Origin of the sequence: Allobosea sp. BE125 (assembly GCF_031456075.1) — a bacterium.
In the GTDB taxonomy this organism is placed as follows: Bacteria; Pseudomonadota; Alphaproteobacteria; order Rhizobiales; family Beijerinckiaceae; genus Allobosea.
Map to the genome: position 1 here is coordinate 108,061 of NZ_JAVDTY010000013.1, position 25,018 is coordinate 133,078.

21 protein-coding genes are annotated in these 25,018 nt (G+C 66.0%); 5 read left to right on the plus strand and 16 right to left on the minus strand.

Annotation, left to right across the window (positions count from 1 at the left end; translation table 11 throughout):
- Positions 1-5 precede the first annotated feature (5 nt).
- Positions 6-956, plus strand: coding sequence for a LysR family transcriptional regulator (locus J2Y55_RS24950; RefSeq protein ID WP_310159059.1), 951 nt, complete (start codon positions 6-8; stop codon positions 954-956).
- Positions 957-1,037: 81 nt separating this feature from the next.
- Here the strand turns inward: J2Y55_RS24950 and J2Y55_RS24955 are convergent, their stop codons facing one another.
- The 13 genes from J2Y55_RS24955 to J2Y55_RS25015 form a co-directional block, all read right to left on the minus strand.
- Complete coding sequence (locus J2Y55_RS24955) at positions 1,038-1,730, minus strand: SDR family NAD(P)-dependent oxidoreductase (RefSeq protein WP_310158911.1); 693 nt, start codon at positions 1,728-1,730, stop codon at positions 1,038-1,040.
- 30 nt (positions 1,731-1,760) lie between these two features.
- Positions 1,761-3,077 carry an MFS transporter gene (locus tag J2Y55_RS24960; RefSeq protein ID WP_310158912.1) on the minus strand — a complete coding sequence of 439 codons (1,317 nt, stop codon included), beginning with the start codon at positions 3,075-3,077 and terminating at the stop codon, positions 1,761-1,763.
- A gap of 45 nt (positions 3,078-3,122) precedes the next feature.
- Positions 3,123-3,521: a MarR family winged helix-turn-helix transcriptional regulator gene (locus tag J2Y55_RS24965; protein ID WP_310158913.1), complete on the minus strand. Its 399-nt coding sequence runs from the start codon at positions 3,519-3,521 to the stop codon at positions 3,123-3,125.
- A gap of 96 nt (positions 3,522-3,617) precedes the next feature.
- Positions 3,618-5,402 carry a hypothetical protein gene (locus J2Y55_RS24970; protein ID WP_310158914.1) on the minus strand — a complete coding sequence of 595 codons (1,785 nt, stop codon included), beginning with the start codon at positions 5,400-5,402 and terminating at the stop codon, positions 3,618-3,620.
- 2 nt (positions 5,403-5,404) lie between these two features.
- Positions 5,405-6,490, minus strand: a complete 1,086-nt coding sequence (locus J2Y55_RS24975; protein ID WP_310158916.1) for a protein-glutamate methylesterase/protein-glutamine glutaminase — start codon at positions 6,488-6,490, stop codon at positions 5,405-5,407.
- Positions 6,487-7,386, minus strand: coding sequence for a CheR family methyltransferase (locus J2Y55_RS24980; RefSeq protein ID WP_310158917.1), 900 nt, complete (start codon positions 7,384-7,386; stop codon positions 6,487-6,489). Before J2Y55_RS24980 ends, J2Y55_RS24975 begins: the two co-directional genes overlap by 4 nt.
- A 4-nt stretch (positions 7,387-7,390) precedes the next feature.
- Positions 7,391-7,876 (minus strand): chemotaxis protein CheW, encoded by a 486-nt coding sequence (locus tag J2Y55_RS24985; protein WP_310158920.1) that lies wholly within the window; start codon positions 7,874-7,876, stop codon positions 7,391-7,393.
- Positions 7,877-7,968: 92 nt separating this feature from the next.
- On the minus strand, positions 7,969-10,167 hold the full coding sequence (locus tag J2Y55_RS24990; RefSeq protein WP_310158922.1) for a HAMP domain-containing methyl-accepting chemotaxis protein: 2,199 nt from the start codon (positions 10,165-10,167) through the stop codon (positions 7,969-7,971).
- A 110-nt stretch (positions 10,168-10,277) separates the two neighbouring features.
- Entirely contained in the window at positions 10,278-12,374 is a 2,097-nt protein-coding gene (locus J2Y55_RS24995; protein ID WP_310158924.1) for a HAMP domain-containing methyl-accepting chemotaxis protein, read from the minus strand.
- Positions 12,375-12,400: 26 nt separating this feature from the next.
- On the minus strand, positions 12,401-12,883 hold the full coding sequence (locus tag J2Y55_RS25000; protein ID WP_310158927.1) for a chemotaxis protein CheW: 483 nt from the start codon (positions 12,881-12,883) through the stop codon (positions 12,401-12,403).
- Complete coding sequence (locus tag J2Y55_RS25005; RefSeq protein WP_310158931.1) at positions 12,883-14,913, minus strand: chemotaxis protein CheA; 2,031 nt, start codon at positions 14,911-14,913, stop codon at positions 12,883-12,885. The genes J2Y55_RS25000 and J2Y55_RS25005 overlap by 1 nt, the downstream gene beginning before the upstream one ends.
- Positions 14,910-15,275, minus strand: coding sequence for a response regulator (locus tag J2Y55_RS25010; RefSeq protein WP_310158935.1), 366 nt, complete (start codon positions 15,273-15,275; stop codon positions 14,910-14,912). The genes J2Y55_RS25005 and J2Y55_RS25010 overlap by 4 nt, the downstream gene beginning before the upstream one ends.
- A 5-nt stretch (positions 15,276-15,280) precedes the next feature.
- Complete coding sequence (locus J2Y55_RS25015) at positions 15,281-15,571, minus strand: STAS domain-containing protein (RefSeq protein WP_310158937.1); 291 nt, start codon at positions 15,569-15,571, stop codon at positions 15,281-15,283.
- 517 nt (positions 15,572-16,088) lie between these two features.
- Between J2Y55_RS25015 and J2Y55_RS25020 the strand changes: the two genes are divergently transcribed.
- Positions 16,089-17,111 carry an AraC family transcriptional regulator gene (locus J2Y55_RS25020; RefSeq protein ID WP_310158939.1) on the plus strand — a complete coding sequence of 341 codons (1,023 nt, stop codon included), beginning with the start codon at positions 16,089-16,091 and terminating at the stop codon, positions 17,109-17,111.
- Positions 17,112-17,126: 15 nt separating this feature from the next.
- Here the strand turns inward: J2Y55_RS25020 and J2Y55_RS25025 are convergent, their stop codons facing one another.
- Entirely contained in the window at positions 17,127-17,861 is a 735-nt protein-coding gene (locus J2Y55_RS25025; protein ID WP_310158941.1) for a metallophosphoesterase family protein, read from the minus strand.
- A 148-nt stretch (positions 17,862-18,009) separates the two neighbouring features.
- Here J2Y55_RS25025 and J2Y55_RS25030 point away from each other — a divergent pair, with 148 nt between their 5' ends.
- From J2Y55_RS25030 to J2Y55_RS25040, 3 genes are all read left to right on the plus strand, one after another.
- Positions 18,010-18,912, plus strand: a complete 903-nt coding sequence (locus tag J2Y55_RS25030; protein ID WP_310158943.1) for a LysR family transcriptional regulator — start codon at positions 18,010-18,012, stop codon at positions 18,910-18,912.
- A gap of 100 nt (positions 18,913-19,012) precedes the next feature.
- Positions 19,013-21,061, plus strand: a complete 2,049-nt coding sequence (locus J2Y55_RS25035) for a hydantoinase/oxoprolinase family protein (protein ID WP_310158945.1) — start codon at positions 19,013-19,015, stop codon at positions 21,059-21,061.
- A gap of 2 nt (positions 21,062-21,063) precedes the next feature.
- Entirely contained in the window at positions 21,064-23,046 is a 1,983-nt protein-coding gene (locus J2Y55_RS25040) for a hydantoinase B/oxoprolinase family protein (RefSeq protein ID WP_310158948.1), read from the plus strand.
- A gap of 93 nt (positions 23,047-23,139) precedes the next feature.
- Here the strand turns inward: J2Y55_RS25040 and J2Y55_RS25045 are convergent, their stop codons facing one another.
- Positions 23,140-24,243, minus strand: coding sequence for an NAD(P)/FAD-dependent oxidoreductase (locus tag J2Y55_RS25045; RefSeq protein ID WP_310158949.1), 1,104 nt, complete (start codon positions 24,241-24,243; stop codon positions 23,140-23,142).
- A 29-nt stretch (positions 24,244-24,272) separates the two neighbouring features.
- Positions 24,273-25,016, minus strand: a complete 744-nt coding sequence (locus J2Y55_RS25050; RefSeq protein WP_310158952.1) for an MOSC domain-containing protein — start codon at positions 25,014-25,016, stop codon at positions 24,273-24,275.
- Positions 25,017-25,018: the final 2 nt, after the last annotated feature.

The following is a 25,018-nucleotide window of genomic DNA, read 5'->3' on the forward strand; positions in this document are numbered from 1 at the left end:
ATGGGATGGACCAGCTCAACGCCATGCGTGCCTTCGTCCGGGTCGTCGAGGCCGGTACCTTCACGCGCGCCGCCGATCTGCTCGACATGCCAAAGCCCACCGTGACGAAACAGATCCAGCAGCTGGAGGCGCATCTGCGCGCCAAGCTGCTCAACCGCACGACCCGGCGCGTGACCGTGACGATGGACGGAGCCGCCTATTACGAGCGCGCCTTGCGCGTGCTGAGCGAGATCGACGAACTCGATTCCAGCATGGCGCTGTCGCAGGCCCGGCCGAGCGGGCGGTTGCGGGTGGATTGCAGCACCTCGCTGGCGATGGCGGTGCTGATACCCGCATTGCCCGGTTTCCATGCGCGCTATCCGGAGATCCAGCTCGATCTCGGCCTGAGCGACCGACCGGCAGACCTCGTCGCCGAAAATCTCGACTGCGCCATTCGCGCCGGCGAGATCCAGGATCAGAGCCTGATCGCACGGCGCATCGGGGAGATGTACCTGATCACCTGCGCCGCGCCCGACTACATCGCCCGCTACGGCACGCCACGCCATCCCAGCGAGCTCGAGGCCGACCATTACATCGTCGGCTACCGCGGCGCCGGCACCAGCCGCACCGTGCCGTTCACCTATGTCGATGCCAAGGAGAGCATCGAGGTCCGGGGGCGCTATATCGTTTCGCTGAACGAGGGCGCCGGCTATGTCGCCTCGGCGGTGGCGGGGCTCGGCGTCATCCAGGCGCCGAGCTTCATGGTGCAGGAGCATGTCACGGCGGGGCGGCTCGTTCCGCTGCTCTCGGGCTGGTGCTCGGCGCCGAAGCCGTTGCACATCGTCTATCCGCCGAACCGCCATCTCAGCAACAAGGTGCGCGTCTTCGTCGACTGGCTGGCCGAGCTTTTCGGCAAGAACGACCTGATCCAGCGCAAATCCAGCCTGCCGCAAGGTGAGGCCTACGCGGACGGTTAGAGCCCGTCTGGCCACTCCGCGAGCCCTCATCCTGAGGAGCGCTCCGCAGGATGAGGGCTCAGGACATCATCAAACAGCCTCTCAGAAGGTCTCGGCCCATGGCCTGAGATCGACCTCCATCGTCCAGGCGTTTCTCGGCTGACGCAGCACATCGAGATAGCTCTGCGCGATGGCGTCCGGGTCGAGCGTATTGTCGGAGGCGTCGGGCCGCTTGGCGCTGCGCACGCCGCCGTCGATGACGAAATGCGCGACATGGATGCCTTTCGGCCCAAGCTCGCGCGCCGCACTCTGGGCAAGGCCGCGCAGGGCGAACTTGCCCATGGCGAAGGGGGCCGAGCGGGCAAAGCCCTTGACGCCGGCCGTGGCGCCGGTGAGCAGGATCGCACCCCGCTCCCGCGGCAGCATCCGCCGCGCCGCCTGCTGCACCACCAGGAACGCGCCGAAGGCATTGACCGACAGCGATTGCGCCACCGTCGCCGGATCGAGCTCGGTGAGCGGCCCGCGCACGGCCATGCTGGCATTGTAGATCACGACATCGGGCTCGCCGAGCCCGGCCTCGACCTCGTCGAAAAGTCGCGCGACGCCGGCCGGATCCGAAGCATCGGCCGCGAAGACCGACGCGCCGGTCTCCGCCGCCAGTGGCGCGAGCTTCTCGGCATGACGCGCGACCAGCGCGACCTGCATGCCGCTGGCCGACAGCTTGCGGGCAAGCGAGGCGCTGATGCCGGGTCCGGCCCCGACGATCAGCGCGGTACGATAGGGAAGGCTCGTCATGAGCTGGCTCCTGCGACAGGTTCGGTGAAATCAGGCCGCGACGGGCTTCAGGCGCGGCATCGCCGTGCCACGCAACGTAACCACGAAGGCGGCCGCAAACAGGCAAAGCGCCCCGGCGATGAAGAAGGCTGGCAGATAGCTCTGATAGACCGTCCGGCTGAAGCCCGCGCCATAGGCGGCGAAGGCCGCGCCGATCTGGTGCCCGGCGAAAATCCAGCCGAAGACCAGATTGGACTTCTCGCCGAAGCGGTCGGCCGCGATCTTGATCGTCGGCGGCACGGTCGCGACCCAGTCCAGCCCGTAGAAGACGGCAAAGAGCGACAAACCGTAGAAGGAGAAATCGGTGAAGGGCAGATAGAGCAGCGAAAGCCCGCGCAGGCCGTAATACCAGAACAGCAGCCAGCGGCTGTCATAGCGGTCCGAGAGCCAGCCCGAACCGACCGTGCCGACGAAATCGAAGACGCCGATCATCGCGAGGACGCCGGCCGCCGTCACCGCCGCCATGCCGTAATCGCCGCATAGCGAGACGAAATGCGTCTGGACGAGACCGTTGGTGCTGGCCCCGCAGACGAAGAAGGTGCCGAAAAGAACCCAGAAGGTGTGCGTGCGCGAAGCGTCCCTGAGCGCAACCAGCGGCGACATCAGCATGGCGCCGAAACTCGCAGCCTGAGCCGGGGCCGGCACGATTGCATCAGCGCCATAAGGGGCGAGCCCGAGATCGGAGGGGCGATCGCGCATCAAGGCGAGCACGGCGACAACTGCGACGACCAGCATGGCCAGGACGAAGACGAGCGCGCTGCGCCAGCCGACCTGCTCGGTCAGGCTCGCCAGCAATGGCAGGAAGACGAGCTGGCCTGTCGCCGTGCTCGCCGTCAACAGGCCGAGCACGAGGCCCCGCCGATGCGAGAACCAGCGCGTCGCGACCGTCGCGCCCAGCACCATGGCGGTGAGCCCGGTGCCGAGGCCGACGACGATGCCCCAGAGCAGCACGAGGTGCCAAAGCTGCGTCATGAAGAAGGAGCCGAGGATGCCGCTGCCGATCAGCGTGAGCGCAACGGTTGCGACCCTGCGCACGCCGAAGCGGTTCATGAAGGCTGCCGCAAATGGGCCCATCAAGCCAAACAGCATCAGGCGGACCGCCAGGGCCGAGGAGATGTCGGAGGTCGCCCAGCCGAATTCGCGCTGCAGCGGGGTGATCAATACGCCGGGCGCGCCGACCGCGCCGGCCGTCACCAACATGGTCAGAAAGGTCACGGCGGCGACGACCCAGCCGTAATGGATTCCGCGTCGCGCCAGCAGCCGCGCGAGCGCCGAGGTCGGGGTCAAACTATCGGCGAAGGACGCCATGGCAGTCTCCTGTTGTGGGTATCTACCCGCAAATTGTCGAGAAAATCAGATCCGATTCAGGATCTCGCGTAGATCCTGCGTGGCCTTGACGCCCATTCGCGCTTGCAGGGCCGCTTGCGCCGCCTCCCAAAGCGGCGTGGCCTCCTGCAGAACCCGATGCCCCGCCTCGGCCAGCGTCACCGTCGCCTCGCGCCGATCCTTGCCGCTGCCGAGCTTCACCAAATCCATCCGCTCGAGCACGCGGACATTGCGCCCGATCGTCGAACGATCGAGCTCCATCCGCCGGCCGAGCTCGGTCAGGATGACCGGCTCCAGACGCGCGATCGAGCGCAGCAAGCTGAACTGGGCGATGTTGATGCCCAAGGGCGCCATCGCCTCGTCATAGAATGCCGCCATCCGCCGGGTGGCGGATCTCAGGACGGTGCAATAGCAATCAACGCTCATGATGCGGGTATATGCCCCAATCTTGAGCGGAGCAAGTCCACACGAAGCTGGAGCTGCCCTGCAGCACGCGCATATTGCGGCTGCGAGGGTCTCAGCTCAAAAGATGAATTCGTCCAGGGCGTCCGCGGACGCTGCAGCGACGGAGGCGGCGGCGACCTGATCCGGAATGCCGCATTCGGCCATCACCGCCTTATGGATCGCGCGCTCGGCAGCCATGGTGTAGCTCGGCCAGACATGCTGCTGGAACAGGTCGCGCAGGCAGGCCACCGCCCCCTGATCGAGCTCCTCGCCCGGCGCGGAACGGGCGAGTTCGTCGGCCGCGGAGGCAATCAGATCACTCATCGCCCCAGTGTTGGAGAAGGACAGCCTCGCCTCGGCAAGAACGGTGCAGAAGCCGCTGCCCTCCCGCGTCAACTGATCGAGCGTCGCGCCAAGACGATCGCCCGTCTGGCGCATGGCGGAAAGCGAACCGCGCATCGCTTGGTCGAGCGCGGCGAAATGAGCGGCATCGAGCCTGCCATCGCCTTTGAGGCCGGCGGCGGCGACCTGCATCTGCGCAAAGGTCGGCGCCAGGCGATCGGCGTCGCCGGCGACCTGATCGGCAGCGAGTTTCAGCTCCTGGGCGATGACGACGAGGCTGCGCCCGCCCGTGCCGACACGGGCTGCGCGCAGGCCCGCATTCATGCCGATGAGCACGATGCTGGTCACGGTATCGGCCAGATTGGCGACCGTCTGCTGGCAGGTATCGAGCACCGTCGCGAGGACCTCCGTGACACGGTCGATCCCGGACCGCGCCCGGTCGCATTTGCCGAGCAGATCAGAGGCCTGCGCCAGATCGGCTTCGAGATCGGTAAGGAAGGAGGCTGAGCTGGCACCGTCCCCCTGATACAGCGAGCGCACGAGGTCGAGGAGACCGACCGTGTCGCCGGCGAGCAGCGCCAGCGCCGCCTCGATCGCCTCGGCATCGCCGCCGAGCGTGGCCGCGCTCTCCTGGAGCTGAGCCGATTGCAGTCGGCGCAGCACCAGAATGCCCGCCTGTCTTTCGCCTTCGCTCAATCCCGCACCGGCGCCTGTCCCTTCCTTGAGGGTCCCGACCAGCCGCAGCCCCGCAAGCGCGTGCTCAAGCCGCTGCCTGATGCTGTCGCCCGATTGCAAGGCAATGATCGCGCCGCCGGCCGCGGCCGCGATCCTGCCGGAATGGGTCGCGGCATCCTGCGTCAGCGCGACGCTGCGCTGCTGGCGCTCCGCCACGACGGCAAGCGTCTGCTCCAGATTGGTCGCCAGGTCCGAGAGAGCGTGGCCGTAACGTCCGTCGAAATCGCGCTGCGCCGCAAGCGCCGAGCCGAGCAGGCCGCTCAGGCGCTCATAATCGCGGGCGCAAGCCTGGATGGTGCGCTGCGCCTGCGTCGTCAACGTCATGATCTCGCTGGTGAAGTCACCGAAATCGCGCCCCGCGGCCTGAATCGAAACGGCCTCGATCCGGGCGCTGCGGGCGAGGATGGTGATCAGGCGCATATGGTCGAGCAGGCGATCCAGCGCCTGGGAGGCCGCGTTGCCATGCGTCGCCAGCTCCCGCAGCGTCGCCGTCTCGCCCTGGAGACCATCATTGATCGCGCGCAACTCGCCGGCGAGCCCGGCCAGGGCCGCGCCAGCCTGGGCGATCTCGCTGCCGGCCAATTCGCTCGACAAGGTCGACAGCCGCTCCTTCAAGGTCTCGAACAGGCTGAGGCCCTCGCCGAGCTGCCGGCCAGCCGTGGCGAAGGTGAGATCGATCTCGCGCGCGCTCCCTTCCAGCGAATGGATCAGCATCGGCAGCACCGCATCCCCCTCAAGCATCACACCCCCACGCATCCCGATGCCGACCTCAAGTGCTTCGCGCATTCTCACGCTCCCGCCAAAGTCGCATGCGGCCAGGCCATGATCTCCTGGGGCACGCGTGCAAGCTTGACGATGCGCTCCGCCGCGCCGAGCTCGATCGCTTCCTTGGGCATGCCGAAGACGACGCAGCTCTCCTCATCCTGCGCCAAGGTCCTGGCGCCGGCCTTGCGCATCTCGAGCAGGCCGCGAGCGCCGTCATCACCCATGCCGGTCATGATCAGGCCGAGCGCGTTGGCGCCGGCATATTGCGCCGCCGAGCGGAACAGCACGTCGACGGAGGGACGGTGGCGCGAGACATGCGGCCCGTCCTTGATGGCGATGCGATATTGCGTGCCCGAGCGCTGCAGCAGCATGTGATGGTTGCCCGGCGCGATCAGGACACGGCCGGTGGAGAGCTCGTCGCCATCCTCGGCCTCCTTGATCTCCATCGCGCAGATGCCGTTCAGGCGCTTGGCGAAGGCGGCCGTGAACTTCTCGGGCATGTGCTGGACGATGGCGATGCCGGGGCAGAGGGCGGGCAGCGCCTGCAGCACCTCGCGCAAGGTCTCGGTGCCCCCGGTCGAGATGCCGATGCAGATGATGCGGTCGGTCGCGTGCCGGACGCGGCCCGGCACCGGCGGCGGCATGATGACATCCGCGGTCAGCTTCTTCTCGACGGGAACGCGCGCCTCGCGCAGCCGCACACGGGCCTGCGCCGCCGCCCGGACGGCATGGCGCAACCGGTCGGCGGTCTCCATCAAGGCGTTGCGGGTGTCGATGCGCGGCTTGGGCAAGACATCGACCGCACCGGCCTCAAGCGCATCGAACAGCGCCTTGGAACCGGCCTCGGTCAGTGTGGAGCAGATGATCACGGGGATCGGCCGCTGCGCCATGATCTTGCGCAGGAAGGTGAGCCCGTCCATGCCCGGCATCTCGATATCGAGGATCATGACGTCGGGCAGCTCGGTCTGCAGGCGGCGCGCGGCGGCGTAGGCGTCGGCCGCCGTGCCCATCACCTCGATGCCGGGGTCTTCGCTCAGGATCGTGCTGAGGACCTGGCGCACCGAGGCGGAATCATCGACGATGAGGACGCGGATGGGCTTGCGGTTCATGCCGCCGACCTTCCAAGCGCTTCAGGGAAGGCCTGATAGATGGTCGGCACGACCGATTTCAGTCCGGCGACACCGCTGCCAGCCATCGATTCCGAATGGCCCAGCATCAGATAGCCGCCCGGCCGCAGATGCGAGACCAGGCGCGCCAGCACGGCGGCCTGCGTCGGCTTGTCGAAATAGATCAGCACATTGCGACAGAGGATCACATCGACGTCGCGGTCGAACGGGTAGCTGTCGTCCATCAGGTTCAGGTGCTCGAAGCGGACCCGCCGGCGCAGTTCCGGCGCAACCCTGACCAGGTCCAGCTGCGCATCCTTCGAGCGCATCAGATAGCGCTGCTGCATGGGCGCTGGCACCGGCGCGGCGAAGGCGCGCGGATAGATCGCGGCCCGGGCCTCGCGCAGCACTTCGGTCGAGATGTCGGTTCCCAGGATCGAGAAGCGCAGCTCCTTGCCAGCCTTTGCCCGGCCGGCATTGACGAGGTCCTGCAGCACCATGGCGGCGGTATAGGCCTCGGCCCCGGACGAGCAGGCGGCGCTCCAGAGCTTGAGGTTCAATGGGCCGGGTCCCTGGCGCTGCGCGAGCTGAGGCACGGCGACATCGCGCAGAAACTCGAAATGACTCGGCTCGCGAAAGAAGTCGGTCTTGTTGGTGGTGACGCAATCGATCAGCTGGACAAGCTCGCCATCGAGGCCGCCATGCTCGAACAGATGCGCGCCATAGGCCGCCAGGCCCGAGAGCCCCAAGGCCCGCACGCGCTTGCGCAACCGCCCCTCAACCATGGTGCGCTTGGTCTGGGGCAGCTTGATGCCGACGCGCGTCTCGATGACCGCTACGATCGCCGCGAAATGCTTGTCGGTCAGGTGATCATAGGTTTCCGGCGTGGCGGGCCTCATCGTGTCAAGCCGCGCTCTCGATGGCCAGGCCGGCGAGGACCGGCAGGTCGTCGTCTGCTTCCATCAAGCGCTCGAGGTCGAACACGACGATAAAGGCCTCGCCCTTGCGGCCGATGCCGGCGATGTAGTTCGACTGCCAGCGGCCGCCGACATCGGGAGCCGCCTCGGTATGGTCGTCATCGAGCCCGGTAACCTCGAAGACGCGGTCGGCGACGAAGCCGACGCCCAGCGTGCGGCCCTTGACCGGCACGTCGAGGATGATGATCCGGGTGGCGTCGGTCGGCTCCATGCGAGGCAAACCGAGCTTCGTGCGCAGATCGACGATCGGATAGCCGGTGCCGCGGACATCGATCATGCCGAGCAGGAAATTCGGCGCATGCGGCAGCTTCGAGATCGGGCGCATGTCGAGGATTTCCCGGACATTGCGAATGTCGATGCCAAACAGCTCCTGATCGATGCCGAGCGTCAGATATTGGGCGGTGTCAGCCATGATGGCCTCGCGATGATGCAGGGGAAAGCAGCAGGCCAGACGACCTGACCGGGAGACCCGGCTCCGCCGGAGAGCGGAGCCGGGCCATCCGATCAGGTGCGGTGAAAGGCGGCGTCGTGCTGGTCCTCGCCGCCATCCATCTCGAAGGTGAAGCCGCCATTGGCGATCTTCCGGGATGGGCGAGCGGATACGGCCACGGCCCCGGCCTTCTTGGGCTTAAGCGCTGCCGCCATGGTCGAGGCCTTGCCGCGCAATTGCTTGACCGCCTTGTCGACGACGACCGGCTTGCCGGTCGCATCTCCCGCAAGCCTGAAGAAGGCGATCGTGGTCTGGAGCTGCTCGGCCTGGGCTGCGAGCTCCTCGGAGGTGGCCGAGACCTGCTCGGACGCCGCCGCGTTCTGCTGCGTGACCTTGTCGAGCTGCTGGATCGCCTGGTTGATCTGGGTCGAGCCGACATCCTGCTCGCGGCAAGCGGCGGTGATCTCCTCGACCAGCTCGGCGGTCTTCTTGATGTCGGGCACCAGCTTGGCCAGCATCGAGCCCGCCTCCTGCGCCACCTTCACCGTATCGGTCGAGAGCGTGCCGATCTCGGCAGCGGCCGCCTGGCTGCGCTCGGCCAGCTTGCGCACCTCCGAGGCCACCACCGCGAAGCCCTTGCCGTGCTCGCCGGCGCGCGCCGCCTCAACCGCCGCGTTCAGCGCCAAGAGATCGGTCTGGCGCGCGATCTCCTGCACGATCGTGATCTTGGCCGCGATCGTCTGCATCGCATCCACCGCACGGCCGACCGCCACACCGCTCGCCTCGGCGTCCTTGGCCGACTGCGCCGCGATCTTCTCCGTCGTCGAGGCGTTCTCGGCGTTCTGCTTCACATTCGCCGCCATCTCCTCCATCGAGGACGACGCCTCCTCCGTCGAAGACGCCTGCTCCGTCGAGCCTTGCGACAATTGCTCCGCGCTCGCAGACAGCTCCTGCGAACCAGAAGACATGTTCTCGGCGGCTCCGGTCACCTGGCCGACGACCTCGCGCAGCTTGACCACCATGTTCTCGAGCGCGATGCCGAGCGTGTCCTTCTCCGATAGCGGCTTGGCCTCAACCGTCAGATCGCCATTGGCGATCGCGTCCGCGACGGCGGCCGTCGCATTGAGATTGGCGGTCATGCTGTTGAGCGCGGCCACGAGATCGCCGATCTCATCCTTGCTCTTGACCGCGATGGTCTGGCTGAGATCGCCGATCGCCACGGCATTGGCCAAGCCGACCGCGCTCGACAGGCCGCGGCTGATGTTGAGCGCGATCCAGCTCGCGGCCGCGACCGCAATGACAAGCGAAGCAAGCACGATCGAGATCAGCAGGGTCTTGGCGAAGGCGGCAGCTTCCGCAGCGGCGACCGCAGCCGAATCCGCCGATTTCGCAACGAACGCGCCATAGCTGTCCAGCGCCGCGGTGAGCTCGGCCGCTGTGGCGGCGCCGACCGTTGTCGTCGAATTGGTGGCCTTGATCGTGCCGGCCTCGGCAGCGATCGCGACCGTACGCAGGGCCGATGTGATGCCCTTGTCGTAAGCCGCCAGCATGGGGCCGGTCGTCACGCCAAACCCAGCCAGATTATCGGCCGCCTTGGCAAGGCCCGCACGCACGCTCCGCGCCTGCTCCTCAACGTTCTTCTGCTGCTTTTCGACCTCGGCGACCGTCGGCAAATTGAATGTGAGAGCCGCCGAACGCGTCAGGCGCAGCCACTCGAGGCGCACGTCCTGGAAAGCCAGGACCGCCCGCAGCAGCTCCGGCGAGGCATCCGGCTTGGCCGCTTCCGCAATCGCCTGGCCAGTAGCCGCCGTAACCGCCTGAATCAACGGCATCGTCTCGGTTTGCCAGGCTTCAGTGGCGCGGTTGCTGGAATTCAGCTTGGCGTTCCTGAGCGTCTCATCCTGCACAGCCGCGAAACGATTGGCCTTGTCCGTGATCTGCGCGAGGTACTTCCTGCCCTCCTCGCTCGCGATACGGAAGAGTTCGTCCTTCTGCGTCATGGCTGCGTTGCGGCGTTCCACCGCCCTCGCGGCAGCGCTCTCGGTATCCTTGTCGGTCGCAGCGAGAACCGCATTCTTTTCGGCTCTGATCGAGACGTTGAAAGCATCCGAGATATTGCCGATCGCATCGATCCGCTTCGTCCAGCTGACGAGCGTGCTCTGCGTTTCGGTCATCTCGGAGAGTTTTTGGTAGGACAGTCCGCCAGCCGCCATCGAGAGGGCGATCACGACGCCGAAGGCCCCGGCTAGTTTGGTCTTGATGGTCATACGCATGGCGGAGCTCATGAAGAGAGGAAAATCGCGCAGGGGTTGCTAGCTGCTAGGCGACGGCGGTCGGCATCTGGACCGTGGCGCCCCGGCGGGACCGGAGCGCCGCGGGGAGGTCAGGACGCGCGGCGGAACTGAGCGTCCTGCGCATCCTCGGCATCGTCGAGGTCGAAGGCGAACCCGCCTCCGTTCGCATTCTTGCTCGAGCGGGCGGGGGTTGGCGTCGGCGCCGCCTTCTTGGGCGAACCTTTGGGCGAACCTTTGGGCGAGCCGGCGCGAGCCATCTGCGCCGCCTTGGCCTTGAGCTGCCCGACAGCGCGGTCGATCTCCTTGCCGCCTTGCTCGATGCGGAAGAAGGCGATCGTGGTCTGGAGCTGCTCGGCCTGGGCTGCGAGCTCCTCGGAGGTGGCCGAGACCTGCTCGGACGCCGCCGCGTTCTGCTGCGTGACCTTGTCGAGCTGCTGGATCGCCTGGTTGATCTGGGTCGAGCCGACATCCTGCTCGCGGCAGGCGGCGGTGATCTCCTCGACCAGCTCGGCGGTCTTCTTGATGTCGGGCACCAGCTTGGCCAGCATCGCGCCCGCCTCCTGCGCCACCTTCACCGTATCGGTCGAGAGCGTGCCGATCTCGGCAGCGGCCGCCTGGCTGCGCTCGGCCAGCTTGCGCACCTCGGAGGCCACCACCGCGAAGCCCTTGCCGTGCTCGCCGGCGCGCGCCGCCTCAACCGCCGCGTTCAGCGCCAAGAGATCGGTCTGGCGCGCGATCTCCTGCACGATCGTAATCTTGGCCGCGATCGTCTGCATCGCATCCACCGCACGGCCGACCGCCACACCGCTCGCCTCGGCGTCCTTGGCCGACTGCGCCGCGATCTTCTCCGTCGTCGAGGCGTTCTCGGCGTTCTGCTTCACATTCGCCGCCATCTCCTCCATCGAGGACGACGCCTCCTCCGTCGAAGACGCCTGCTCCGTCGAGCCTTGCGACAATTGCTCCGCGCTCGCAGACAGCTCCTGCGAACCTGAGGAGACATTCTCCGCAGCCTGGATCGCGTCGCTCACCACCTGCCTCAGCCGCTCGACCGTGCTGTTGAGTGCTTTCAGCAGATCGCCGACCTCGTCATCGGTCTTGACGTCGACGATACGCGTCAGATCGCCGTCCGCCACGGAATTCGCCAGGGAAACGGCGCCGGCGAGCCCACGGCTGATGCTGACCGCAATCCAGATCGCCGCGACGATGGCGATGAGCAGGGATGCGCCGACAATGGCGATCAGGAGCATCTTCGCGAAGGCTGCGGATGAGAGAGCGGCATTGCCGATCTCCGTCATCCGGCTCTCCGCGAAGTTGCCATAAGCGTCGAAGGCCGCAAGCGTATCCTGCAGGGCCTTGCGCCCATCCCCCTTGCTGAGCTCGACCGCCCGGATGTTGCCACCCTCACGGGCCGTATCGAGTGAACGCAGGCCGATAGCGACCAGTTGCTCGCTTCGCGCTTCGAGTGGCTGCGTCGAGAGACCCAGAGGCTTCACAACCGCCACGGCATTCGCCAGCGTGCGCTTCATCATGTCGATCTGGCTCAACGCGGCCCGGCGTCGCGTGTCGAGCTCCGTCATGGAGACGGCGGCCAGCGTCTCCACGACCAGCCGCAGGGAGCGCGCCGTTTCATAGCGGGCAGCCATTACAAGCCTGGCGGCGACGGCGTGCTCCAGGGACGCCGGCTGCTTGTCGAGCTCGGCGACAACCGCATCGAACGCGGCGTTCTGGCTCGCCACCGCGGGCAAGCCTTCGGTGCTCCAGATCTCGGCTGCGCGGTTGGCGGAATTGAGCCTGGCAGAGCGGATGGTTTCATCCTGGATCTCGTTCAGCGCCTTGGATTTGCCGAACGCCTGATCGAGCAGGCGCTTGCCCTGCTCGCTGGCCGCGGCATGCATCTCGGAGCTGATCCTGGCAACCTTGTCGCGCCGGGCCGTCAACTCCGAAGCCGCGGTCTCGATATCCTTGTCCGTATCGGAGAGAATGACGTTCTTCTCGGCGCGAATCTGAGCTTGAAGCTCATTCTGCAGATCCGCGAGCGCGCTGCCTCGCTTGCCCTGATCGATGATCGCGACCTCGGCCTGAGCAAGTTCCGAGAGCTGATAATAGGCAACGCCGCCGGCGAGCATCGATAGCGCGATGACGACGCCGAATGTCGAAGCCAGCTTCGCTTTGATCGTAAATCTCATCACAATACCCCCACCTAAAGTAAATATCAGTTCATTATCCGGGCTATTTCGGGAACGATCACGAACTCATCGTTCCACTTCGTAATCAAGCGAATGAATTCCGGCTTCCAATGCAGCCCCATTCGCGGTGTCTGCTGCGTATTACGGCTGGACACTTCCGTGACCTCGTAGACCTTGTCCGCGATGATACCCAGCGTGACCGGATCTCCGTCGATCTCGATCTCGATGACGACGATGCGCGTATCGGCGGTCGCCGCAGCGGCCGGCATGCCGAAGCGCAAGCGCAGATCGGCCAGCGGGATCACATTGCCGCGCACATTGATCAGCGCCGGCAGGAAGGCGCGGGCGCCGGCCACCCGCGTCACCGGGACGGGATCGATGATTTCGCGGACCATGTCGGTCTCGATCGCGAAGATCTCGTTTCCGAGCCCGACCATCAGCACCTGGAGCCGGGTTTCGGCCTCCGCCGACGCGGCGGCCGCAGCCTTGCGTTCCTGAACCTGTTGCATCACGCGGCCTCCGGCGTTCTGTCGCTCTCGGCGCGGTTTTGGCCGAGCGTCACGAGCTGGGCGACATCGAGGATAAGAGCGGCCGAGCCATCGCCGAGGATGGTGGCGCCGGAGAACATCGTGACGTCGGCATGGAGCTTGGAGAGCGACTTGATCACCGTCTGATGGCTGCCGATGATCTGATCGACGACGAAGCCGATGCGGATGTCGCCCATCATGGTGATGATGATCTTCTGGTGCGGATCGGCCTCGCCCTCAGCCTCGAAGAGATCGCGCAGGCGCAGGAAGGGCACGAGATCGCCGCGCACATTGAGGAAGCTGCGCCCCTTGGCACGGGCCTCGATCGCCGGCGTCAGCTCGACGCATTCCTCCACCGCCGAGAGCGGGATGATGTAGCGCCCCTCGCCGACGCGGATCAGCAGGCCCTCGATGATGGCCAGCGTCAGCGGCAGGCGCAGCGTCACGCTCGAGCCATGGCCGGGAATCGTGGTGAGGTCGATCGTACCGCGCATCGCCTCGATCGTGCGTTTGACCACATCCATGCCGACGCCGCGTCCCGACAGCGCCGAGATCGTCTTGGCCGTCGAAAACCCCGGATGAAACAGGAACTGGTGGATCTCGTGCTCGCTCAGCGGCGCGCCCGGCTGGATCAGCCCCTGCTCCTCCGCCTTGGCGCGGATGCGCGCGGTGTCAAGGCCCGCCCCGTCATCCTGTACAGTGACGAGCACCTGCGCGCCGACATAACGCGCGGCAAGCTCGATGCGCCCGGTCGGCGACTTGTTCGTGCCGGCACGCCGCTCGGCGCTCTCGATGCCGTGGTCGATCGCATTGCGAATGAGGTGGACGAGAGGATCGGCAAGACGCTCGATCATGGTCTTGTCGAGCTCGGTGTCCTCGCCGATCGTGACGAAATCCACCGGCTTGCCGAGATCACGCGAGAGGTCATGGACAAGGCGGCGGAAGCGGCCGAAAAGCGAGCCCATCGGCACCATGCGCACGCCCATGGTCGTGTCGCGCAGGCCCGACGCCAAGCGCTCGATTTCCTCGGCGATCGCCTTGATGGCGAGGTCCGTACCGGCATGGGCGAGCTGGCTGAGCCGTGCCTGGGCGATGACGAGTTCGCCGACGCGGTCCATCAATTCGTCGAGGCGCTCGGCCTGGACGCGGACCGTCGAGCCCTTGTCCTCGGCGCGACGATTGAACTCGATCTTCTCTTGAACCGGGCGCTCGACAGCGACCGGCGCCACTTCGCCGGTTGGCTCGCCCCCCACGGGTGCGACGGCGGCCGGCATCGACATGTCGAGCGGCGCCATCTCCGGCGCGGGCAGATCCAGCGCCGAGATCGTGAGCTTCATCTCGTCGCGCACGAACATGAAGACATCCTCGATCTCGTCCTTGCCGCAGGCACTGTGCAGCGTGACGGCCCAAGTGATCAGGCAGGCCTCGGGATCGAGCGCGGCCAGCTCGGGAACCGCATCGAGATTGGCCTGAACGCTGCAAGGACCAAGCGCGCGCAGATCATCGAGAAGAACGAGCGGATTGGTGCCGTTGCGTAGAATTTCGAGCTCGAAGGCGATCTCGATCAGCCAGCCGGCCGGCGCGGGCGCCGCTTCGCGCGCCGCATCGGTAGCCGGCTTATTGTCTGTTGCGACGGCAGGGCCGCCAATCAGGCGCTGCAATTCCTCGACGATCGCCTCGCCGATGATCGGGTCGGTCGAATCAGGATCGTCGATCAGAGTGCGGATATAATCCTTGGCCGAAAGCGAGACGGTGACGATGTCGCGGTCGGCGTCGATCTTGCCCTTGCGAATGAGATCGAAGGCCGTCTCGAAATCATGGGTGAAGGCCGCGACCTTGTCGAAGCCGAACATCGCACCCGACCCCTTGATCGTGTGCAGCGCCCGGAAGGCGGCGTCGATCAGATCGCGGTCCTGCGGCGTCTGGCCGAGATCGAGCAGCACGGTTTCCAGGCTGTCGAGCAACTCGGCCGCTTCCTGACGGAAGGTCTCGGTCGGATCGAGTTCCATCATGTGCGCACCAGCTTTGCGACGACGGCAAGCAACTGCTCGGGCTTGAACGGCTTGGTGATCCAGCCGGTCGCACCGGCGGCCTTGGCCTCCTGCTTGACCGCATCGTCGGATTCCGTGGTCAGGAAAACGATCGGCACGCCCATGAAGGAGGGCAGCGCGCGCAGGCCGCGGATCATCGCCATGCCGTTCATCACCGGCATGTTCAGATCGGTGATCACGAGATCGAAGCTCTGAGCCTTGGCCTTGGCCAGCCCTTCCGAGCCGTCGCCGGCCTCGACCACATTATGGCCGGCAGGACCAAGCACGAGCTTGATCATCTGCCTTACGCTGGGGGAATCATCGACGGTGAGAATCGTCGCCATGGCAATCAGACCTCGCTGATGAGAATGCGGTCGGCGGAAGGCGACAGGGCAAGGCCAGCCCGCGCCAGCGCAGTGCTCAGGGCCTCCGGCACACCCTCGAGCCGCAGGAGGCGTCCGGAATCGGCCGCCGTCTTGCTGGCCGAGACCAGGAGTTGGACGCCAGCGATGTCGCAAGCTGTGATCGCGGAGCAATCGATGACGAGATCGCCGCTCGACTTGAAGGCAGCGACGACTTCAACATGGCAAGGCCTGATCGAGCGCAAGGAGCAGTCGACTGGCATATTCACCGTTGGCATGAACACTCACTTTCCGTTGAGTCACATCGCCAGGAGACAAAGCGATATGCCCAACCACGCAACACTACTGACTTCCTCGGGCTTGCGCGCAGAGGACTGCAATCCGAGCGCCAAACTCCCGGGATTATTTGAAGCTCAACGACCAATTACCGCCGATTATTCTCGGTTAATCCTGATCGATGTATTAACCTCGAATCTTATCTTGCGTCGATCGTCACAACCCTGCGCTCAGCGAATCCAGCTTGCACTAGGCGTAAATCGACTGCATGATTCGTAATACTGACCGCGTGCTTCTTCGGACGTTTCGGTCAACGGAAGTGGGACATGGGGCATTCAGCATCGAGCTCGCCGGGATCCGGATCCGGCGGCGATTACGGCTACACTCACGCGCGGTCCAAGATTTGTGCGCGGTCCAAGACTTGCGTGCGATCCGAGATGCGCGCGCCATCCAAGACCGGTCGAGCGGAACCGCTTTCGTGGCTTGCTGCCTCTCTCATCCGTCTCGCGGAGCACGCCGATGCCGGCTGACTACCATAAGGGAACGGTTCATCCGGCTCGCACGCGGCATTTCGTGGCGCACGACATCGACGAGGCGATCGAGCATTTCGCAGCCTGCGGTTTCAAGCTCGCGCTTCAACCGCTGGGCGCCCGCTCCGGGCGGATCGAGTTCAACGCGATCAGCCGGGCCTGCGACGGCATGTCGTTTTTCCGCACGAGCTTCGAGGAGCCGGTGGAGATTCGGCACCACGAGATTTTCGACGGCTTTCAGATCGTGACGCCGCTGAGCGGCTCGACCACGATCACGCTTGGCGATGACAATATCGAATGCGCACGCACAGGCTCCATCCTGCTCGACATGCGCGAGGTGAAATCGGCGCGCCGCTCGGCCCGGTCGGAGAATTATTCAATCCAGATCGAGCAGCGCCTGCTGACGCATCGACTCTTCGAACTCACCGGCGCGCCGGTCTTGCGCAGGCTGCGCTTCACGCCACAGTTCGATGCGAAGGACCATGCGTCACAAGCCTTGCGCGCTTTCCTCTCCGCGCTCGATCGAACGATGCTGCTGCCCACGCTCGAGGAGGCGCCACACAGCGCCGGTAGGCTCTCGGCATTGCTGATCGACCTCATTCTCGAGATTCTTCCGCATAATTATCAAGACGCCTTGTCGCGCCACGCGAAGATCATCGTTCCCAAACATGTCAGGCGGGCGATCGACTATATCGAGCGCCATGCCGATGGTTCACTGTCGCTGGAAGAACTCGTCGCCGTCTCCGGTGTCAGCCTGCGGGCCCTGCAATATGGCTTCCAGAAATTCCTTGGCGTCTCGATCTCGGAATATGAGCGCTCGGTGCGCCTGGACCGCGCGCGCCGCGACATCGAGCGCAATCCAAGCGAGCGCGTCGCCGTGGTCGCCAAGCGCTGGAATTTCTCGAACTTCACGCGCTTCAACACGCAATTCGAGGCTGCTTTCGGGATCAGCGCCGTCGCCTTGCGCGCCAGCCGCAACCAGCATGCGGAGCAGCACGAAAGCGGCGAGTGAGGTGGTCGGGCCATCTTAACCCATCCAGCCCTTCAACAGGGCCTGCGCCCAATCCTCGCGGGCATTCTCCCGTGCGCGGCGGGCGGCTGCGTCCCAGTCATAGGCAATCGCCTGGAACGCGACCTCGACCTTGTCCGCCTCCACGGTCACAAGCGCGAAACGGGCATGGGGCGAGCCGCTTTCCGAGACATGGGCGGGCGCATCGGGATCGTCATAGGCCGGGCAGCCGACACTGCCGGGGTTGACGATGGTGGCGCCGCTCCCCAGCCGCAGCAAACGCGGCAGATGGCTGTGGGCGCATAGGATCAGTCGCGAGGCATTCCCTTCCAGCCTGCCTTCAACCTCCTCCAGGGATGCCGGCAGCAGGCGTCCCGCCACGACGCTCTCGAGCAGATAGGTGTTGTCGTCATGCGGGCTGGCATGAATGCAGAGCGCACCCGCAACGGACAGGCTGACGGGCAGCGCAAGCAGCCAATCGCGCGCCTCCTGGTCGAGCTGCGACCAGGCATAGGCGTCGGACAGGCCAAGTCCGGCGGGGCTGGGCGCGCCGAGCACCCGGTCGTGATTGCCACGGACATGGTGGAACCCGCTCTTGCGCAGCACCGCGACGGACTCGGCCGGCCAGAGCGGGCTCGACGCGCAATCGCCGAGATTGACGACTGCATCGAGCTCCAGCCCGGCGAGCCGCTCCATCACGGCCTCCAGGGCCGGGAGGTTGCCATGAACATCCGCGATGACGCCAAGCCGCATGTCGGGACCAGCCTTTCCCTATCGATGACCGCCCCGATTCGCCCGGGAGCCGTGACAGGCTAATACCTCTCGGGGGTTCCCGCACGAGCGATTCATCCAATCCCCGCGCGGGGCTCATGCTATAAGACCTCATTATGGAATGAGGCGGATGCGCGCACGGCAACTCGAAGTCTTTCGCATGGTGATGCGCTGCGGCACGCTGACCAGCGCGGCCGAGGCGCTCAACGTCTCGCAGCCGGCCTTGAGCCAGATCCTGCTGCACACCGAGGACGAGCTCGGCTTCAAGCTGTTCCTGCGGGTCAAGGGCCGATTGATCCCGACGCCGGAGGCGGAGGAACTCTACCCGGAAGTCGATCGGCTGTTCAACGATCTCGAAGGGCTGCGGCAGCGTGCCGGCGGCCTGCGCCAGGGCAAATCCGGCGTGGTGCGGCTCGCGGCTTCGGCGCCGCCTTCGCTGGCTCTGGTGCCGGAAGCGTTGCGCCATTTCCGGGCTGCCCATGCCGATATCCGTATCCTGTCCCATGTCGTGCCGGCCGAAGTGATCGTGGCGATGCTGGATCGCGGCCAGGCTGGCCTCGGCATCGCGATGACCGATCAATCGTTTCCCCTGATCGACACGGAGATCATCGGCCACACCCGGATCGTCTGCGTCCTGCCCTCGGCCCACCCTCTCGCCTCCCGCGACGCGATCGGCCCAGCCGATCTGCGTGGCGAGACGCTGATTTCCTATCGCGCCGAATCCCTTCCCGGGCAGTTGCTGCGTGCGGCGCTGGGGCGCGAGGGCGTCAGCTTCCAGCCGGAGATGGAGATCGACGTCTCGATCATCGCGCTCGCCTTCGTGCAGCAAGGGCTCGGCATTGCGATCGTCGACGGGCTTTTGCCCTGGCACAGCTTTCCGGGGCTCGTCACCCGCCCCTTCCGGCCGAGTGTCGCCTTGCCGCTTTGCCTGCTGACGAGTTCGCGCCGGCCGCTTTCGCGCAATCACGAATTGCTGCGGACCCATCTTCGCAACGCCTGCAAAAGCCTCGGCCTCGAACAGCACGAACCCTGATTCCATAAGCCAGGCTTATCCGCCTGTCGCATTTTGCTCTTTGACGGTGCCGCCCCCTGCCCTCAGATTGCCAACTGCATTCTCGCGAGCGGGCGGATTCATGAGCTGGCGTATCGGCGTCGACATCGGCGGCACCTTCATCGACTTCTGCGCAATGGAGACCGGCACCAACCGGTTCGAGACCATCAAGGTCCTGACCACGCCGAACGAGCCCGGCAAGGAGCTGCTCGACGGCTTGAGCCTCCTCCAGGAACGCCATGGCGTGGCGCCCGAGGAGGTCATCTCCTTCGTCCACGGCACCACGGTCGGCATCAATACCATCATCCAGCGCAAGGGCAGCCGGCTCGCCCTGATCACCACCGCCGGCTTCGAGGACGTGATCGAGCTCGCCCGGCTGCGCATGCCGGAGATGTATTCGCTGTTCTGCGCCAGGCCCGAGCAATTGATCCCGCGCGACCTGATCCATGGCGTCAGGCAGCGCCAGCTCGCCAATGGCGCGGTCGCCGAGGAGCTCGACCGCGCGGCGCTGGCCGATGTCATCGCGACAATCCGCAGCAAGGACGTGGACGGCGTCGTCATCTCCTTCCTGCACGCCTATCGCAATCCCGCTCATGAGGCGCAGGCCAAGGCGCTGATCGCAGAGCTTGCGCCGGAACTCTTCGTCTTCACCTCCAGCGAGGTCTGGCCGGTGATCCGCGAATATGAGCGCAGCACGACTGCGATCCTGAACGGCTATGTCCATCCGCGCGTCGCCGGCTATCTCGGCGCGCTTGAGGCTGCGCTCGCCTCACGCGGCGTCCCGGCCGGGCCGATGCTGACCAAATCCAATGGCGGGCTGATGAATGCGCAGACCGGCAAGCGCGCCTGCGTCAACATGCTGCTCTCGGGCACGGCGTCGGGCGTCATCGGCGCAGCCTATCTCGCCGAACAGGCCGGCATCGCCAATGTGCTGACGCTCGATATCGGCGGCACCAGCGCCGACCTCGCCCTGATCATCGATGGCAAGCCGCAATTCGGCACCGGCGAGACCGTCGGTGACTTCCCGCTCTTCGTGCCCAGCGTCTCCGTCACATCCATCGGCAGCGGCGGCGGCTCGATCGCCTGGGCCGACGCCTTCGGCGTGCTCAAGGTCGGGCCGGAAAGCGCCGGCTCGACGCCGGGCCCCGCCTGCTATGGCCGCGGCGGCACGCGCGCGACTGTCACCGATGCGATGGCGACTTGCGGTTTCCTCGGCCATACGCCGATCGCCTATGACCAGATCGGCATGCGCCGCGACCGCGCCGAGGCCGTCATCGGCGAGCTCGCCGGGCTCTTGGGCCTCGCCTCGCAAGCGACGGCGGAGGCGGTCATCGCGGTTGCGGTCTCGGAAATGTTCGTCGAGGTCAACAAGCTCGTCGCACGCTATGGCGTCGACCTGCGCGAGTTCACATTGATGCCGTTTGGCGGCGCCGGCCCGATGCTGGGCTGCTTCCTGGCGCGCGAGCTCGGCATTCCCCATGTGATGGTGCCGCAACGACCGGGCGTGGTCAGCGCGCTCGGCGGCCTGATCGCCGATGTGAAGGGCGACTTCATCCAGACGATCTTCGCACCCTCCGCCGCAGAATCCTTGCCGCGTCTCAGGGAAGCGCTTCTCCGGCTCAAGGCCGACGGCTCCGCCTGGATCAGGGACGAGCAGGGCTTCACCGGCCAGGTCATCGAGACCCTCTCGGCCGATATGCGCTATCACGGCCAGTCCTTCGAGATCGAGGTGCCGCTCTGCGAAACCTGGCTGGCGGAGGGCGACATTGCCGCGATCAATGCTGCCTTCCACCGCCAGCATCTGGCGATCTACGATTTCAACGACGAGGCCGGTGAAGTCCAGATCGTCAATCTGCGCCTCGTCGTCAGCGGCACGACCGAGCGGCCAGGCCTCGCCCCCGTACCGGAGGCCGCATCCGGGACCGTCGCAGCGGAGCGGTTGATCCCGGTCTGGCTCGACGGATCGAGCCAGGAGGTTGCGCTCTATCACCGCAACGCGCTGCGCCACGGCAACCGCTTTTCCGGCCCCGCCATCGTGGCGCAGGACGACACCACCATCTGCATTCCCGCCGGCTTCGAGGCTCATGTCGATGGCTGGCTGAACCTTCACCTTACCTTGCGGGAGGCTTGAGCATGGTCGACAAGGTGACATTGCAGGTTCTGGCGAACCATTGCCGGGCCGCGGCCGAGAACATGGCCTACACGCTCTACCGCACGGCGCACTCGACCTTCGTCAAGGAGACCGAGGACTTCACCGTGATGGTGATGGACCGGACCGGCCGCGTCGTCGCCGTGCCGATGGATCTGGGCGCGACCTGGTATCCAGGCATGAACTACAACCGCGCCATCGACCTCGTCGACGAATACCGGCCGGGCGACATCGCCTTCACCAACGACCCCTATAGCGGCTATCTCGCGACGCACGCCCCCGACACCCATCTCTGGAAGCCGATCTTCCATGAGGGCGAGATCGTCTGCTTCGTCGGCGGCCATGTCCACAACACCGATATGGGCGGCGCGGTGCCTGCCAGCCTGTCGCGCTCGCTGACCGAGATCCACCAGGAAGGCATCCGCTTCCCGCCGATGACTTTGATGCGCGATGGCGTCTTCGACGAGAAGGTGCTGCGCATCATGATGATGAATGTGCGCAAGCCCGACCTCAACATGGGCGACCTCAAGGCGCTGGCCGGCGCGCTCAACACCGGCGAGCGCAAGATCCAGGCGATGATCGCGAAGTTCGGCGCCAAGGGCTTCATGGAGGGGCTCGACGGGCTGATGGACTATGCCGAGCACCAGGCCCGCGAGATCCTGCGCTCGATCCCCGATGGCGAATATTTCTTCTCCGACTATGCCGATGAGGACAGCGTCGACGGCAATCCCTGCCGGCTCGCGCTGACGCTGACGATCAAGGGTGACGAGGCGGTGCTCGATTTCACCGGCTCCGACCCGCAGCTCGGCTCCTCGCTCAATGTTCCCACCGGCAGCGACCCGCGCCACACCTTGCTGCTCGTGGGCGTTTATTACGTGCTCTACACGCTCAACCCGCAGCTCCTGCTCAATTCCGGCCTGACGCGCCCCTTCACCTGCATCGCACCCGAGGGCACGGTGCTGAACCCGTCCTTCCCGGCGGCGGTGGGCATGCGCAGCCTGACCTGCGGGCGGGTGCGCAGCCTGATCTTCGGCGCTTTCAGCCTCGCCATCCCCGAGCGCATGCCGGCCGCGCCGGCCGGCTCGAGCTCGATCGTCAATGTGATGACGACCGACGAAAAGACGCATCGCAGCATCATCGCCGCGATCAATCCGGTGGTCGGCGGCGGCGGCGGCATGCCGCATCGCGACGGCCCCAACGGCTCGGGCGCCGACGCCGCCTATCTCAAGAACACGCCGATCGAGATCACCGAGACGGAGGTGCCGATCCAGTTCGTCCGCTATGGTCTGCTGCCCGATTCCGGCGGGGCCGGGCGCTGGCGCGGCGGGCTTGCGACCGTGATGGAGTTCAAGGTCTTCGCGCCCAACACCCGCATCACCGCGCGCAACCGCGACCGCTCGATCTTCCGGCCCTGGGGCACGCTGGGCGGGCTTTCGGCCGAGCCCTCGAACTTCATCATCAACCCCGGCGCCGCCAATGAACGCGTGCTCGGCAACACCGACATCGCCGTCACCGAGCCCGGCGACATCATCCATATCCATTCGCCGGGCGGCGGCGGCCGCGGCTCACCGCTGGAGCGCGAACCCGAGCGCGTGCTGCTCGACGTCGCGCGCGGCTATGTCAGCGTGGCGGCGGCGCGCGCCCGTTATGGCGTCGCTATCCGGGACGGAGCGGTCGATGCCGAGGCGACGGCAGCACTCAGGGCCGAGATGAAGCCGAACGCGCATGGCGGGCATTTCCATTTCGGCCCGGAGCGCGACGCTTTTGAACGCGTCTGGCACGACGGGAACTACGCGGCCCTGACGCGCCTGCTCGCGGCCCTGCCGGTGCATTGGCGCTTCTTCACCAAGACGAAGATCTTTGCGGCGATGCGCGAGGCCGGCTCGCAAGCCGACGTCACGAGCGCTTTCGACAGCGTCCGGCGCGACTATCCGCAGGTGCCGGAGATCGCGCTCGCGGCGGAGTAAGGCCGGGCTGGATGCTGCGCTCTACGATGGCTTCCGGGTCTGCGCTTCGCTTGCCCGGAATGACAGCATGAAGGCTCGCGCTGTTGCGTGCACTCAATAGCCCGCCGCCCAATGGGCGAGATCGACTGCGTTCTCCTCGCCCGCGAACATGCCCAGGATGCGCTCGCCGAGGAGCGGGCCGAACTTGAACATCTGGCCGTCGCAGTTCGTGACGACGAGGCCACGCCCGGTCTGCGCAACCTCGAAGCGCCTGGTGGCGTCGAGCACGTAATAGCCGACCTGGATGCGTGTCGGCCTGTAGGCCTCGAAGTCGCGGAAATAGGGCTTGAAGGCGCCGAGAATGGCGCGGCTCTCGTTCTCCAGATCGGAGCCGAAGCCTTCCTTTTCGGGACGCGCCAGGCGGCGATGTGCGGAATAGCCGATCTTGAGGCCGGCGCCGCGGCGATCGGGCAGCGTATAGCCGGTGTGGTCGCCAAGGGCCGCGATCGCGGGGGCGTCGCGCCAGGATTGCTCGTATTGCGCCGGCGGCTCGACATAGCAGAGACCCTGCCGATAGACCGAGGCCTCGCCATAGCGCTCAGGAAGCAGCGCCGGCAGCCAGGCCCCGGCCGCGACCAGCAACAGATCGCCAGCGACCTCCGAGCCGTCGGCGCGGACAGCGATGCCGGCATCGAGATCGACCCGCGCGACGCGGCAGTCATGTTCGATGATCCCGCCATGGTCGCGCACCCATTGCGCCAGCTCGGTCACGATGCGGCCGGCGAAGAGCGGCCCACCGGGAAATGAGACCACGCCCCAGGCATGCGTGGGCAAGCTCAGATGCGGACACAGCGCCTCGACGCCGTCGCGGGAAAGCACCTCATGGGGCAGCCCGACAGCCTTGAAGGTATCGAGGGTCTTCTGCGCGTAGTCGCCGGCCTCCAACGAAATCGCGATCGCGCCCGTATTCTCGAAATGCACCGTACCGAGATCCGACCAGAGTCGGTCCCAGGCCGAAAAAGCCTCGGTGACCATGCGCGTGTAGCCAGCGGCCGAACCATAGGGGTAGCGGATCATGCGGTGGTTGTCGAAGGAGGCCGCCTGCGGATTGGGCGCAGGCCCCTGCTCCAGGACGATGACGTCATGGCCGCGCTTGAGGGCTGCGCGAGCGACCGACAGACCGACGATGCCGGCCCCGATGATGACAATGCGGCTCATGATTTGCTGTCCTCGGGAACGTGGCGCCTTCAGGCGCTGGCAGGAGCAACCGTCACGGTGTCTCCGGGCTTGACCTCGCCGGGGACCAGGACGTCGCAGTAGATTCCGAAATTGCGGTTGTGACGCTTCACCACCGTGCGCAGCAGCTCGACATCGAGCGGGATGCCGTCCTGCGCGATGGTGATGAAGCCGCAGCGCCCACAAGGGATGCTGCCCTTCAGGACGACATCGCCGATGCGGATTTCGCGACCGAGCCAGCCATTCTCCGGAATCGGCTCCTGCCCGTCCGGCCAATCGACGACGATGTTGGGCCGGAAGCGGCGCTCGTCGACGATGCTGCCCGGCATCTCGCGCTCCAGGCTGCGCATCGCGGCCGTGCTCAGAAGATGGATCGGCGCATGCTCGTAGCGCGGCCGAAACCCCTCCTGCCCGCGCCGGACAAACGGCTTCAGCTGCGCCGGGAAGCCGAAGAGCGAGGACAGCTTCTCGACGACCTCCGCATCATCCGGCTTTGCCCAGGAGGTGCCGTCGGCCGAGATGGCAGCGCCATCCAGAGCCGTCCAGCGGGCATATCCGCGGGGAACTTCGATGAAATGCTTCTCGCGGCCGGGCGAGGCGATGCGCTCGCTGGACGCATCGACGACGCCCCAGAGCCGATCGCCGACGACGCCGGAGGCATCGAGCGGAGCGACCTCCAGCCGCTCGCCCGCCATCGAACTGACCGGATAGCGCCAAAGTGCCGCAACGCTGCCGCTCATGGCAGGTCGAGTCATGG

What these genes read in the sequence shown, in the direction of transcription:
- J2Y55_RS25045 (WP_310158949.1), bottom strand. Translation starts at nt 24,243, where the DNA reads ATGAGCCGCATTGTCATCATCGGGGCCGGCATCGTCGGTCTGTCGGTC.
- J2Y55_RS24965 (WP_310158913.1), bottom strand. Translation starts at nt 3,521, where the DNA reads ATGAGCGTTGATTGCTATTGCACCGTCCTGAGATCCGCCACCCGGCGG.
- J2Y55_RS25010 (WP_310158935.1), bottom strand. Translation starts at nt 15,275, where the DNA reads ATGGCGACGATTCTCACCGTCGATGATTCCCCCAGCGTAAGGCAGATG.
- J2Y55_RS24995 (WP_310158924.1), bottom strand. Translation starts at nt 12,374, where the DNA reads ATGAGATTTACGATCAAAGCGAAGCTGGCTTCGACATTCGGCGTCGTC.
- J2Y55_RS24985 (WP_310158920.1), bottom strand. Translation starts at nt 7,876, where the DNA reads ATGGCTGACACCGCCCAATATCTGACGCTCGGCATCGATCAGGAGCTG.
- J2Y55_RS25005 (WP_310158931.1), bottom strand. Translation starts at nt 14,913, where the DNA reads ATGATGGAACTCGATCCGACCGAGACCTTCCGTCAGGAAGCGGCCGAG.
- J2Y55_RS25000 (WP_310158927.1), bottom strand. Translation starts at nt 12,883, where the DNA reads ATGCAACAGGTTCAGGAACGCAAGGCTGCGGCCGCCGCGTCGGCGGAG.
- J2Y55_RS24955 (WP_310158911.1), bottom strand. Translation starts at nt 1,730, where the DNA reads ATGACGAGCCTTCCCTATCGTACCGCGCTGATCGTCGGGGCCGGACCC.
- J2Y55_RS24975 (WP_310158916.1), bottom strand. Translation starts at nt 6,490, where the DNA reads ATGAACCGCAAGCCCATCCGCGTCCTCATCGTCGATGATTCCGCCTCG.
- J2Y55_RS24960 (WP_310158912.1), bottom strand. Translation starts at nt 3,077, where the DNA reads ATGGCGTCCTTCGCCGATAGTTTGACCCCGACCTCGGCGCTCGCGCGG.
- J2Y55_RS25015 (WP_310158937.1), bottom strand. Translation starts at nt 15,571, where the DNA reads ATGCCAACGGTGAATATGCCAGTCGACTGCTCCTTGCGCTCGATCAGG.
- J2Y55_RS24980 (WP_310158917.1), bottom strand. Translation starts at nt 7,386, where the DNA reads ATGAGGCCCGCCACGCCGGAAACCTATGATCACCTGACCGACAAGCAT.
- J2Y55_RS25030 (WP_310158943.1), top strand. Translation starts at nt 18,010, where the DNA reads ATGCGCGCACGGCAACTCGAAGTCTTTCGCATGGTGATGCGCTGCGGC.
- J2Y55_RS24950 (WP_310159059.1), top strand. Translation starts at nt 6, where the DNA reads ATGGACCAGCTCAACGCCATGCGTGCCTTCGTCCGGGTCGTCGAGGCC.
- J2Y55_RS25050 (WP_310158952.1), bottom strand. Translation starts at nt 25,016, where the DNA reads ATGACTCGACCTGCCATGAGCGGCAGCGTTGCGGCACTTTGGCGCTAT.
- J2Y55_RS25035 (WP_310158945.1), top strand. Translation starts at nt 19,013, where the DNA reads ATGAGCTGGCGTATCGGCGTCGACATCGGCGGCACCTTCATCGACTTC.
- J2Y55_RS25040 (WP_310158948.1), top strand. Translation starts at nt 21,064, where the DNA reads ATGGTCGACAAGGTGACATTGCAGGTTCTGGCGAACCATTGCCGGGCC.
- J2Y55_RS24990 (WP_310158922.1), bottom strand. Translation starts at nt 10,167, where the DNA reads ATGCGTATGACCATCAAGACCAAACTAGCCGGGGCCTTCGGCGTCGTG.
- J2Y55_RS25025 (WP_310158941.1), bottom strand. Translation starts at nt 17,861, where the DNA reads ATGCGGCTTGGCGTCATCGCGGATGTTCATGGCAACCTCCCGGCCCTG.
- J2Y55_RS24970 (WP_310158914.1), bottom strand. Translation starts at nt 5,402, where the DNA reads ATGCGCGAAGCACTTGAGGTCGGCATCGGGATGCGTGGGGGTGTGATG.
- J2Y55_RS25020 (WP_310158939.1), top strand. Translation starts at nt 16,089, where the DNA reads ATGCCGGCTGACTACCATAAGGGAACGGTTCATCCGGCTCGCACGCGG.